The sequence below is a fragment of the Ruminococcus flavefaciens ATCC 19208 genome (genome assembly GCF_000518765.1).
GTDB classification, from domain to species: domain Bacteria; phylum Bacillota; class Clostridia; order Oscillospirales; family Ruminococcaceae; genus Ruminococcus; species Ruminococcus flavefaciens.
Genome location: NZ_JAEF01000016.1, coordinates 143985 through 156491 on the forward strand (window position 1 = coordinate 143985; position 12507 = coordinate 156491).

The window sequence follows — 12507 nt, forward strand, 5'->3', positions numbered from 1 at the left end:
AATAGTATATAATATATTTATATTGAGTAAAAACAGTGAATTATACTCCTCTGTTTGTATATACAATTTTATCACAAATTAATTACATAGTCAACAATTGTTGGTGAATAAAAGATAAAACTGTTGATGTGCACAAAAAAACTAAATAATTTTTTCCTAATCAACATATTGAACTATTCATATTTTTTAAGACTATTTCAATAATGTGTGGTATAATGATATTAGAGTGGAATGGTGTACTCTTTTGACACCATAATTATGAAAAAACAAGCTGTTTTAAAGCATGAAATTTCAAGGGGGTAATTTGTATGAGACTTCTCGTTGTTGAGGACGAGATGCAGCTGGCAGATGCGCTTTCAGAGATCCTGAAAAGAAATATGTATAATGTTGATACTGTATATGACGGAGTGAGCGGACTTGACAATGCGCTTACGGGAGTATACGATTGTATCATACTTGATATAATGCTTCCCGGAATGAGCGGCATGGAGGTGCTGAGGAATATGCGAAGAGAGCATATAAACACACCTGTGCTTCTTCTTACGGCACGAAGCGAGATAGAGGACAAGATAAACGGACTGGACTGCGGTGCGGACGATTATCTTACAAAGCCCTTTGTTACGGGCGAGCTGCTGGCGAGAGTCCGTGCGCTTACAAGAAGAAAAGGCGAGATCGTTGACGAAAACAGGCTCGATTACAACGGGCTTGAACTTAATAAGAATACCTGTTCTGTTATGTGGAAGGGTAATGATGTAAAGCTTTCACTTAAAGAATACCAGATAATGGAGCTTCTTATCTCCAATCCTCACCAGATACTGCCGAAGGAGCGTATCATTGAAAAGATATGGGGCTATGAGAGCGATGTTGAGTACAATAATATAGAGGTATACATATCGTTCCTGCGAAAGAAGCTTTCTGTGATATCAGCTCCTGTACAGATAAAAACTGCCAGAGGCATCGGTTATTCACTTGAATAAAAAGGAGGAATGCTGTTATGTTCAAAAAGGCACATGACAAAATGTTCAAAAAAGCGCAGATGAGGCTTTTTACAATGATCGTAAGTATTCTTCTTGTGGTCTTTGTAGCACTTATAAGCTCCATCAATGTTATAACAAAAGCCGTAATGCGCGGACAGTCCAAGGAAGTCCTTATGCAGATCGCTTCGGGAATAGAGTATGACGAGAAAGAGTCGAGATTCAAGTACCTTGTTCCAATGAGTGAGGAAAACCGTGATGACAGACGCGGCGATAAGGGGAAAAAGCCTTTGGAGACTAAACCTACCGATCCGACTACTACGGAAAAGCCGGCTGCTACCGAGGCGCTGACATCTACCGAAAAGGCAAAGGAAAAGGTGACAGATGCTCCTACAGATCCGACTCAGGAGGATACACAGGCATTTGAGGAGTATCAGGAGCCCTATGAAGAGCCTCATGATGAACAGCCTAACGAGTCTGTACCGCCTGAAACTCAGGCACCTGAAACTCAGCCGGCTGAAACACAGCCTCCTGCAACAGACGCTTCATCGGGAGCAACTCCTTCATGGGACCCGAACAGCGGACAGTGGAACGGTCAATGGGGTGATCCTAACAATTACGGACAGTGGAATGGTCAGTGGGGCGACCAGAACAATAACGGACAGTATGACTGGAGTCAGTGGGGCGGTCAGAATGGCGGACAGTATGACTGGAATAACTGGAACAATCAGAATAACGGTCAATGGAACGGTCAGTGGGTATATCCGTGGTATCCGTGGATGTATGCATGGGGCACATGGGAACAGCCAAAGGCTTACTCAAGTGAGTACCCTGTAAGCCGTAATGATCACGGCGAAATGGATCCTCGTTATGAAGGCAGAAATGACCACGGTGAAATGGACCCACGCTATGATACTGTTGAAGAAAATGAAACTGATGCAAAGACTGACGAAATAATTGCAGAAAAGACTGCATACAGCTACAGTGATGATATGTCGGAGTATATAAAGCCTCTGGCAAACAAAACGGATTCCCCCGATGCTTCATCTGATACAGCTGTCGGACAGCCGAATGCTGCATACCGTCAGAATTATTCTATGAGTATGCCTAAGGAAGAGCCTATCCCGAAATCCCTCGGTTCTATAGATTACTTCGTTATCATGGCGGATAAGAACGGCAAGTACCTCAATACAGAAAATAATGATGATATGAATGCTGAAACGGCACAGAATTACATCACAAAGATACTTGAAGAGAATATTGATACAGGTATGGTGAATTCGTATCAGTTCTATCAGACTTCAAAGCCTAACGGAACTCTTATGGTATTTACTGACAAGAGCTATGAGATGGATATGCTCAGACAGCTCAAGAGAACAACTGTGATAATCGGTTCTATTGCGCTTGTTATCCTTTCTGTACTTGCATATTTCCTCAGCAAGAGAAGCATTCAGCCTATCAAGACTGCTTTCGATAAGCAGAAGCAGTTCGTATCGGACGCAAGCCATGAGCTGAAAACTCCTCTTACAGTAATATCTGCAAATGCAGATGTACTTGAGGGCGAGATAGGCGATAACAAGTGGCTGAAGTACATCAAGGCACAGACCGACCGAATGAGCGTACTTGTAAACGATCTGCTCAACCTTACAAGACTCGAAAACAATAATTCCGAGCTTGAACGCAAATACTTCAATCTCAGCAAGGCTATCATCAATACCGCACTGCCTTTCGAGTGTCAGGCGTTTGAGAACAATAAGAAGTTCGAGGTGAACGTTGACGAGGACGTAATGCTCAGCGGCAGCGAAAAGCATATCAAGCAGATGGCGGCTATCTTTATTGATAACGCACTGAAATACTCAAACGAGGGCGGTACTGTAAGGGTGACGCTGAAGAAAGTCGGCGACAGAAAGATGTTCTCGGTATATAACACAGGTGACGGACTCAAGGAAGAGGAGACTGAAAAGATATTCGAGAGATTCTATCGAAGCGATCAGTCTAGAAACCGTGCAACAGGCGGATACGGTCTTGGACTTGCTATTGCAAAATCCATAATCGACAAGCATAAGTTCAAGATACATATTATGAATCAGCCCGGAAAGAGCATCTGCTTCGTAATAACAATGTAATTGTAAAGCCCGTAAGCTTTTAGCTTACGGGCTTTTTTCTGCGTATAATACAAAAATGATACGGAGTGCCGAGGACTTGCGAAAGGAGCTGTGTGCTTCTGTCAGCTTCGCTGAAAAATGGATGTCGAGGACTCCCAACAGGAGCCGCGCCCCTCTGTCAGCTATGCTGACATCTCCCTACACTGTAGGGAGTCACCGTCCCCTACATATATTACTTTTAACGTAACACAAAGGGGCTGCCTTAGGCAGCCCCTGCACTAATAACTGATCACTGCTATTATTCTTCTTCCTTTTTCTCAGCAGTTGGCAGCTTCTTTACACGACAGACTTCGATTCGGTGATGCTTGACTTCAAGTATCTCTATGTGGAGACCGTCGCTGTCAAGGGTGAGCTGAGAGCCGTCCTTTGGTATTTCACCAAGCTCGGCGATGATATATCCGCCGAAGGTCTCATACTTATCCGCAGGGAGAGTAACTTCAAGCTCCTCGCATACGTCGCTGAGAGAGGTCATACCCGGAACTGTCCAGATATTTTCCTCTGTCTCTTCAAGTCTTGCAGCAGGCTCGTCCTCAGGGTCGTCAGCGAAGTCGCCGACAAGCTCCTCAACAAGGTCGGTAATAGTGATAATACCGCTCATGCCGCCGTATTCGTCTACAACTATTGCAAAATGATCTGCACCGCGCTGCTTCATCTGATCGAAAAGGCGGTCAGCCTTCATGCTTTCGTGAACGAAGCAAGGCTCGCGGACAGCTTCCTTCATTATATTTTCACGGGTCTTGTCATCAAGTCTGAAATAGTCCTTTGCGTTGAGGACTCCGATAACATTGTCCACGCTCTCTCCGCAGATCGGGAAAGATGAATGACGGGTACGGTGTATTGTTTCTTCCCATACTGAGATATCGTCATTGCTCCAGAGCACATCAACATCCGTTCTGTGAGTGCAAACCTGTTCGGCTGTGGTATCGTCAAAGGCAAAAACGTTTTTGATGATGCGGTTCTCGTCCTCGTCGATAGTGCCTTTTTCAGCACCTGCGTCGGACATCATAAGTATCTCTTCCTCAGTAACTGTGTCGTCCTCGCTTTCGGGGTCGATACCGATAAGTCTCAGGATACCGTTAGCTGATGTGTTGAGAAGCCATACGAGGGGAGCAAATAGCTTTGCGACCAAAGATATGGTCTTGCTCATGGCAAGGGCAATCTTTTCGGGATTTTTCATTGCTACGCGCTTTGGTACAAGTTCACCGAAGACGAGGGTGAAGTAAGAAAGTATCAGTGTAATAAGAACTACTGATATCTTTTTGATCACGGCTGCGGGGATTCCGATGCCTGTTTTAACAATGGCAGAGGTCAGGTATTCCGAGAAGCTGTCGGCAGCAAAGGCTGCACCGATGAAGCCTGCAAGAGTGATAGCGACCTGTATCGTAGCAAGGAAGCGTGTGGGTGAGTCTGTGAGTTTTTTCAGCCTTATGGCTTTTTTGTTGCCGCTGGCGGCAAGCTTTTCAAGCCTTACATCGCTTGTTGAGATGACCGCCACCTCAGTGCAGGCGAAAAGCGCATTCAGCGCGATGAGTATTATTTGCAGAATTATCTGCCCTATCATTTCATATCCTCCGTTAGATAAAGTATTTATTTTTGTATTTTATATATGTGTGTAACCTCATAAAGGCACAGTCTAACACAAACGATAGTGAAGACTATGCCTTATAAATACGTATTTAACGAAGTATTTCCCGTAATAATTTGGATTACTGCCGTCAGGGGCACCGTCCATTGTGAGTGTCATCTCCTGTTCTATTAATTTATAACATTATACATTATAATTGTTATTTTGTCAAGAGCGGCGAACGCCGTCTTCGGCGTTACGAGTGAGTAGTGAGTAGAATTGTAGTGGCGGCGTTTCGCCGCCCGGTGACCGATAACATTATCAACACATAAAAAGCTCTCCGTATAGGAGAGCTTTAAGGGAATAATTAATCAATATTTTCCATGTCCGAATACCTGTCCGCATTTGGGGCAATAATCAACATATCCACGTACCATTTGATGAACTCTGATTTTTATACCAAAGAAATTAATTATATCTACCGATTCTTCTACCAATTCATCTTTCCTTGCTGTACTATGATTGCAAGCTGCACTTGCAACGAGGGTGTTGTCAGACTTTGGTGAAAATGTGTTGATTACGGTTGTTCCTGTGCCGAGAAGGGTAAATGCCATAGCGACTGCTGCGATTTTTTTGACTGCTTTTTTCATTTGTGATACGTCCTTTACATAATATTTAAGGTCAGAATATATCCTTATGTGTTTATTTTACAGCATCAATCAACAAATGTCAATAGTTATTGTTACTGATTTTATGATTGTTTGTATAAAGTTCTGTGCTTGAATTTTTTCCTCAAACGTGGTATAATCATAGTTTGAAAGGAGCACGGCTCATGTTTGCAAATTATCACACACATACTTCCCGATGTCATCATGCAATAGGCGAGGACAGGGAATATGTAGAGCACGCCATATCACACGGAATGAAGGAACTGGGATTTTCAGACCATTGTCCGTGGGTATTTGATGACGGATATATTTCACATATACGAATGACTCCGAAAGAGGTCGAGGGCTATTTCAGGTCGCTGACCGATCTCAGGCAGGAGTACGCATCTGACATAAAGATTTACATAGGCTTTGAAGCGGAGTATATCCCGCAGCTCATTGAAAAGCAGGACAGGCTGCTTGAGGATTATCCCGTTGACTATATGATAATGGGACAGCACTTCAACGATCCCGAAACTTGGGGAGCATATATGGGCGTTCCGACCTCTGACGAAAGACTCCTTGTGCAGTACGTTGACCACATAATCGAGGGAATGGAGTCGGGGAGATACCTTTATCTTGCACATCCCGATCTGCTGTGCTTTACAGGCAGCGATGAGCTTTATGAAAAGGAATTCACGCGGCTGTGTACTTATTTAAAAGGGAAGGATATACCGCTGGAGATTAATCTCCTCGGACTAAGAGACGGCAGACACTATCCCTGTGATAAATTTTTTCGTATAGCACAGAAGGTGGGCAACAAAGCTATAATCGGCTGTGATGCACATTTTCCACAGGCACTCTCGGACGAAGAACCTATAGAAAAGTGCAGACGCTTTGCTGAAAAGTACGGACTTGAACTGGTTGAGAAGCTTGAGCCATTAGCCCTTAGCCGTTAGCAATGTAGGGACGACCATTGGTCGTCCGCTGCGTGTGTTATTTCATTTCGGACGCCCAATGGGCGTCCCTACAAAGGGAAATATTGATCTTTAGCCAATGAGTAGGGGGCGGATATTATCCGCCCGTTAAAGGAGAATAGAAAAACAATGAGTATTTTTGATGTATTCGACAGGATTTCCGCAAATTCTTCCTCGTCAAGAGGTAAAATAGAATATGTGATAGCAGGTCTGGGCAATCCCGGACTTGAATATGAAAACACAAGACACAATGCAGGCTTTATGGTGCTTGATATGCTTGCTGAGCAGCTGGGCGAAAAGATAGACCGCCTGAAGTTCAAGGGCAAGACCGCTGAAGTTACTATCGGTGACAAACGCTGTCTGCTGCTGAAGCCTACCACTTACATGAACAACAGCGGCGAAGCAATAGTGCAGGCTCTGGAGTTCTACAAGATAGACGCTGTGAACCTCATAGTCGTATGTGATGATATATCGCTGGACTGCGGTAAGCTCAGGATACGCCGAAAGGGCAGCCACGGCGGACATAACGGACTTCGCAGCATATGTGAGCTCACAGGCAGGGACGATTATCCGCGCATAAAAATGGGAGTGGGTAAGAAGCCACACCCCGATTACGACCTTGCAAAGTGGGTACTGGGAAAGTTCGGCAAGGAGGACGGCGAGCTCATGAAGCAGTCCGCTGAAAACGCCTGCGAGTGCATAAAGCTCATGGTACAGGGCAAGACCGATGAAGCCATGAACAAGTACAATTCCTGATCCCTACGGAGAATGCGATGAAACTGTTTAAAGATCTATTTACCGAGCTTGCAGGCTATAAGAGCCTGCGTGAAGCCATTGACAAGAAGATATCACCTGTCTCTGTGACAGGTCTTTCCCATATACACAGGGCGCAGCTTATCTACTCCCTGTGCGGTGAAAAGATAGACCTTGTAATAACGGGCTCGGAGGCAGAGGCAAAGAAGCTCTGCGACGATATAAACATGATGGCAGGCAGCGAAGAGGCTGTGCTGTTCCCGTCAAAGGAGCTTGTATTCACTCCTGTTGACAGTACCAACCACGAATACGAGCATATGCGTATAGCCGCCCTTATAAAGGCGGCTAAAGGTCGTTGCAGCGTAATCTGCGCAAGTATCGAGGCTGTAATGCAGCCTGTTATACCTGAGGGAGTCCTTATTGCAGCAGGTATGGAGCTTAAACAGGGTATAGAAGTGAACCTTTCGGAGCTTGCGCTGACTCTGGCAAAGTGCGGATATCAGCGCTGCGAAAAGGTAGAGGGGGCATCGCAGTTCTCAATAAGAGGCTCTATAGTGGATATATTCCCTGTACAGTCGGATAAGCCTGTGCGTATAGAGCTGTGGGGCGATGAGATAGACACGATATCTGAGTTCGAGACAGACTCACAGCGCCGTACCGATGCACTTGAAAGTGTTGAGATATACCCGTCAGGCGAAGTCCTTTATAATAATGAAGAGCTTGCCGACAAAATAGAGGAACTGTGCAAGAAAGTACGCGGCAAGCATATGGACGCAGTCCGCGAGCATCTGGGTGCGGACGTACACAGACTCAGGGCAGGGGAGATACTTGCTCACGGCGTTAAGTATTATCCTCTTGTCTACGGTGAGCCCTCAACGGTATTTGATTACATAGGCGGCTCTGTAATATTCAGCGATTATTCCGATGTTATGGACAACGCCGCAGGAGTCCTCACACGCCATAATGAGGATATAAAGATACTTATTGAGGACGGACAGCTCTGCAAGGGACTTGACGGCTATGTTCTGGAGCTTGCAGAAGTACAGCATATCGCCGAAAAGCGCGTATGTCTCTATATGAGCAGCTTCATGCAGGGCGGCGAGAGGATAGATTTTCGCAGACTTGTAAGCTTTGAGGCTATGCAGACTGCACCGTGGAGCGGCGAGATGAAGCAGCTTGTGGAGGACTTGGAGGACTACAAGCACCGCGGCTACAGAATGGTGCTTGCGGCAGGAAGTGAAAAGACTCTGCCTATAATACAGCAGGACCTCAATGATAACGGCATACCTTGTGATATCGCATCTGACGAGATAGAGCCGAAGGTGGGAAGGGTACTTCTCATGTCGGGAAGCTTCGGCGGCGGCTTTGAGTATCCCGAGAACAAGACTGTGCTCATAACACAGGGGCGTTCAATGGACTCCGTTCGGAAAAAACGCCGCAAAAAGAAGAACAAGGCGGAGGAGATACGCTCACTGGCGGATATTACCGAGGGCGACCTTGTTGTACATTCGGGACACGGTATCGGTCGCTTCATCGGTATCCGAAAGCTTGAGATGGACGGCGTTACAAAGGATTATATCACCATACAGTACGCAGGTACGGATAAGCTCTATATCCCAGTAACTCAGCTGGATATGGTGTCTAAATACATAGGTCCGAGAGATGACAGCGGCGTGAAGCTGAACAAGCTCAGCTCGGGGGAATGGCAGAAAACAAGAAGCAATGTAAAACGTGCCGTAAAGGATATGGCACAGGAGCTTATCGCGCTCTATGCAAAGCGCGAAAAAAGCGTGGGCTTCGCATTCTATCCCGATGACGAGATACAGCACGACTTCGAGGAGCGTTTCCCTTACGTGGAGACTGACGACCAGTTACAGTCCATTGCCGAGATAAAGGCAGATATGGAGCGTCCCCGTCCTATGGAGCGACTGCTCTGCGGAGACGTTGGCTTCGGCAAGACAGAGGTAGCTCTGAGAGCTGCCATGAAATGTGTGCTTTCGGGCAAGCAGTGCGCTATACTTGCACCAACAACAGTTCTTGCATATCAGCATTATCAGACAGCACTCCGCCGTTTTGAGCACTTCCCTGTGCAGATAGAGCTCCTCAGCCGTTACCGTTCCCCCAAGCAGCAGGAGGAGATAATCAAGAAGCTGAAACAGGGAAGAATAGATATTATAATAGGTACACACAAGATAATCCAGAAGTCCGTAGTGTTCAAGGACTTGGGACTTGCCATAATCGACGAGGAACAGCGTTTCGGCGTAGCTCACAAGGAACGCTTCAAGGAAAGCTTTACGGGAGTTGATGTGCTGATGCTGTCGGCTACCCCTATCCCGCGTACACTTAATATGGCAATGAGCGGCATACGTGATATGTCCGTAATTGAAGAGCCTCCGCAGGACAGATACCCTGTGCAGACCTATGTTATCGAGTACAATATCGGTACTGTGGTACAGGCGATAGTCAGGGAGCTTCGCCGCGGCGGACAGGTGTACTATATCCACAACCGAGTGGAGACCATAACTGCCTGTGCAGCACGTTTGCAGGAGTTTCTCCCCGAAGCAAGGATAGCAGTTGCTCACGGTCAGATGAGTGAGGACGAAATGTCCGACATCTGGGAGCAGCTGGTGGAGCATGAGGTGGATATCCTTGTCTGCACTACTATCATTGAAACGGGCGTAGATGTGCCGAACGTAAATACCCTTATTATAGAGGATTCCGACCGCTTCGGGCTTTCACAGCTGTATCAGCTCCGCGGTCGTGTGGGACGTTCAAACCGCAGAGGATATGCTTACTTTACGTACAAGCGTGACAAGGTGCTCACTGAGATAGCTACAAAGCGACTTAACGCAATGCGCGAGTTCACACAGTTCGGAAGCGGATTCCGCATAGCACTCCGTGACCTTGAAATAAGAGGAGCAGGCAGTATTCTCGGCGGCAGGCAGCACGGACACATGGAAGCTGTTGGATACGATATGTATTTGCAGCTGCTCTCGGAAGCTATCGCAGAGGAAAAGGGCATACAGCCCGAAAAGGTGCCTGAGTGCCTTGTGGATATACAGATAGATGCGCATATACCTGAGAAGTACATTTCAAGCCTTAATCAGCGAATAGATATGTACCGCAAGATAATGCTTGTCAATGAGGATAACGACAAGACCGACCTTATCGACGAGCTTATAGACCGTTACGGCGAACCGCCGAAATCGGTTGTGGGACTCATTGATGTCTCGCTGCTCAGAAACAAGGCTGCGCATCTGGGTATTACAGAAATATCTCAGAAAAACGGAGCAATGTATTTCTATACGGAATACCTTGTGCCCGAGCAGATAGCTGCATTGCAGCAGGCGTACAAGGGCAGGATAACCTTCAACGGCGTAGGAAAATCCTATGTTTCTGTGAAGATATCACCGAAAATACGCCCCTTCGACATGATGAGAGAAACTGTCGAAATATTTTATCAGAACAGAGAAAAGAAATAGATAATACCGTCAGCAATAATTGGTCAGACCGCATTATTATCGCAATTTTTGTATATTGTGTTGCAAAAAATGTACTGTGATTTGGGCGATATGTTACTTTACAAACCTGTGTTTTTTATGCTACAATGAAGATATAAATAAAGAGAAGCACTGTTATGCAGAGCACAGTGTATTAAAGTAAAAACGTACAGATTTGTACAGGGAGAAGCAAAGATGAATTACAGAAATTTTATCGCAGGTGCGATGGCTTTTGCCCTTGCAGCCTGTGCTGCCGGATGCAGCGATAAGAAGGGCAGCGATTCAGGTTCGGATACAGTTACTGTTGAAACAACTACAGAGGAGCTCGTGCCTCCGACGCCTACAGAAGCTACAGACCCTAACGCAATAACCTTTGATGACGGAAAATTTGATTTTGCCTTTGCAAAGACTGAGGATAAGGACTGCGCAAAGGGTGAGCTTTCGGTTGCGGAGCTCATGGGCAATAAAATGCTTAAATTCACCGATGATAATACTATCCCCCTTGAGGGCAAGGTGCAGAAAATAGGCATAAGCGTAACTAAGCTGCTTGGCAGTGAAGGAGCAGCAAGGGTTCGCAGGATAGAGTTTGATATGTATGCCGAGGCTACAGCAGACCACCTCAAGACTGACGATGCAGAGGGCGTAAGAGCTCCTGGCTGGATCGGCGGCGGCGGCGGTACAGTTACCGCACAGGAAAAGTGGTACGATTTTCAGGAATTCTCAGGCGGCGAGTATAATTTTGAAGCATCGGGCGCAGTCCATGCGCAGTTCAAGTTCCTGCTTGCCGACAGCGGACAGTGCTGGAGCGAGGATATGGACGATGCAAACTTCCTTATCATGCGCTGGGGCATAGCCAACGAGTCGGATATGTATATCGACAATATCATTTTCTACGATGAGAACGGCAATTCCATACCCATATCGCCTGTTTCCGATGCAGAGACTCTCAAGAACAAGGCGGAAGAAACGATCGAAGATATTAAGGCTGATATTGAAAAGAAAAAGGACGAGCTCAAGTCAAAATACGAAGAAGCTGTAGAAAATGCAGAAACAGCTGTTACTGATCCGCAGGTCAGAGAAGAACTGAAGGCTGAGTATGAAAAGCTCATGGAGGACGTAAAGAATTCCGAAGAGTTTGAAAAAGCCGAGGAAAAGATGAAGGCTTTTGAAGAAAAGCTTAAAGAGTCAATAAGCAATACGTCCGAAGCCGAACAGCAGATCATTGACCAGATCGAAAAAGCTAAAGAAGAGGCGACAAAGGTAAATGCCGATGTGCAGGAAGCTATTGACGGAGCTTCAGTCATAATCGGAAAAATGGAGGACAGATAAAAGCGAAACGCTTCCGAGCATATCGGAAGCGTTTTTTGTATCAGTCGAAATAAAATATGTCCTCGAATTTCTTATCGAGAGCAATGCAAAGTACCAATGCAAGCTTAGCCGTGGGACTGAACTGCCCTGTCTCTATGGAGCTTATGGTATTACGAGATACACCTACCATTTTCGCAAGCTCGTCCTGTGAGAGATGCTGCTCTTTGCGTATCTCTTTCAGCCTGTTTCGGAGTATAAGTGAATCGTCTATCATAGAGTCACCGCCTTATGGTTTGAAGCCGAAAAGCTCACATATGGCTATAGCAAAGAATATGAGAAATGTGAAAGCTGAGCTTGCCGCACAGAAAATATCAACTGTTTTTTTGCCTTTAATGGCTTTATACAGGTGCATTGAGAATATCATAAAGAACTCTGTTGCGATAACAGCAAAATTCACACGCCATGTAACGATTATGGAAAGCAGAGTCCATAGGCAGGTAAAGCCTATACTGCACATCAGAGCGAAAAAAGTGCTTTTTTTCATGCGGTCTATCTCGACGTAATCGCGGTTCTTGTTTTCATGACGGCTTTTTTCGAGTATTTCTTCTTTATTCATATT

The 12507-nt window shown here is 45.8% G+C and carries 10 protein-coding genes; 6 read left to right on the top strand and 4 right to left on the bottom strand.

What is annotated here, in order from left to right:
• Window positions 1-308 precede the first annotated feature (308 nt).
• On the top strand, window positions 309-977 hold the full coding sequence (locus tag L870_RS0105025; protein ID WP_028517213.1) for a response regulator transcription factor: 669 nt from the start codon (window positions 309-311) through the stop codon (window positions 975-977).
• 17 nt (window positions 978-994) lie between these two features.
• Window positions 995-3100 carry a sensor histidine kinase gene (locus L870_RS18395; RefSeq protein ID WP_051411419.1) on the top strand — a complete coding sequence of 702 codons (2106 nt, stop codon included), beginning with the start codon at window positions 995-997 and terminating at the stop codon, window positions 3098-3100.
• Window positions 3101-3377: 277 nt separating this feature from the next.
• Here the strand turns inward: L870_RS18395 and L870_RS0105035 are convergent, their stop codons facing one another.
• Both L870_RS0105035 and L870_RS0105040 read right to left on the bottom strand, forming a co-directional pair.
• A complete protein-coding gene (locus L870_RS0105035) occupies window positions 3378-4700 on the bottom strand; it encodes a hemolysin family protein (protein ID WP_028517214.1) in 1323 nt (440 codons plus the stop codon).
• A 374-nt stretch (window positions 4701-5074) separates the two neighbouring features.
• On the bottom strand, window positions 5075-5353 hold the full coding sequence (locus L870_RS0105040) for a hypothetical protein (RefSeq protein WP_028517215.1): 279 nt from the start codon (window positions 5351-5353) through the stop codon (window positions 5075-5077).
• A gap of 182 nt (window positions 5354-5535) precedes the next feature.
• On the opposite strand from L870_RS0105040, the gene L870_RS0105045 reads away from it, so the two are divergent.
• From L870_RS0105045 to L870_RS0105060, 4 genes are all read left to right on the top strand, one after another.
• Window positions 5536-6309, top strand: coding sequence for a histidinol-phosphatase (locus L870_RS0105045; protein ID WP_028517216.1), 774 nt, complete (start codon window positions 5536-5538; stop codon window positions 6307-6309).
• A 147-nt stretch (window positions 6310-6456) separates the two neighbouring features.
• Complete coding sequence (gene pth, locus L870_RS0105050) at window positions 6457-7083, top strand: aminoacyl-tRNA hydrolase (protein ID WP_028517217.1); 627 nt, start codon at window positions 6457-6459, stop codon at window positions 7081-7083.
• A gap of 17 nt (window positions 7084-7100) precedes the next feature.
• A complete protein-coding gene (gene mfd, locus L870_RS0105055) occupies window positions 7101-10562 on the top strand; it encodes a transcription-repair coupling factor (protein ID WP_028517218.1) in 3462 nt (1153 codons plus the stop codon).
• Window positions 10563-10775: 213 nt separating this feature from the next.
• Window positions 10776-11909 (top strand): hypothetical protein, encoded by a 1134-nt coding sequence (locus L870_RS0105060; protein ID WP_028517219.1) that lies wholly within the window; start codon window positions 10776-10778, stop codon window positions 11907-11909.
• A 40-nt stretch (window positions 11910-11949) separates the two neighbouring features.
• Here L870_RS0105060 and L870_RS0105065 read toward each other — a convergent pair whose 3' ends face one another.
• Together L870_RS0105065 and L870_RS0105070 are read right to left on the bottom strand one after the other, a co-directional pair.
• Window positions 11950-12159, bottom strand: coding sequence for a helix-turn-helix transcriptional regulator (locus L870_RS0105065; protein WP_028517220.1), 210 nt, complete (start codon window positions 12157-12159; stop codon window positions 11950-11952).
• Between the two features lie 15 nt (window positions 12160-12174).
• Entirely contained in the window at window positions 12175-12504 is a 330-nt protein-coding gene (locus tag L870_RS0105070; RefSeq protein ID WP_028517221.1) for a DUF6442 family protein, read from the bottom strand.
• Window positions 12505-12507: the final 3 nt, after the last annotated feature.

What these genes read in the sequence shown, in the direction of transcription:
- L870_RS0105025 (WP_028517213.1), top strand. Translation starts at nt 309, where the DNA reads ATGAGACTTCTCGTTGTTGAGGACGAGATGCAGCTGGCAGATGCGCTT.
- L870_RS18395 (WP_051411419.1), top strand. Translation starts at nt 995, where the DNA reads ATGTTCAAAAAGGCACATGACAAAATGTTCAAAAAAGCGCAGATGAGG.
- L870_RS0105035 (WP_028517214.1), bottom strand. Translation starts at nt 4,700, where the DNA reads ATGATAGGGCAGATAATTCTGCAAATAATACTCATCGCGCTGAATGCG.
- L870_RS0105040 (WP_028517215.1), bottom strand. Translation starts at nt 5,353, where the DNA reads ATGAAAAAAGCAGTCAAAAAAATCGCAGCAGTCGCTATGGCATTTACC.
- L870_RS0105045 (WP_028517216.1), top strand. Translation starts at nt 5,536, where the DNA reads ATGTTTGCAAATTATCACACACATACTTCCCGATGTCATCATGCAATA.
- pth (WP_028517217.1), top strand. Translation starts at nt 6,457, where the DNA reads ATGAGTATTTTTGATGTATTCGACAGGATTTCCGCAAATTCTTCCTCG.
- mfd (WP_028517218.1), top strand. Translation starts at nt 7,101, where the DNA reads ATGAAACTGTTTAAAGATCTATTTACCGAGCTTGCAGGCTATAAGAGC.
- L870_RS0105060 (WP_028517219.1), top strand. Translation starts at nt 10,776, where the DNA reads ATGAATTACAGAAATTTTATCGCAGGTGCGATGGCTTTTGCCCTTGCA.
- L870_RS0105070 (WP_028517221.1), bottom strand. Translation starts at nt 12,504, where the DNA reads ATGAATAAAGAAGAAATACTCGAAAAAAGCCGTCATGAAAACAAGAAC.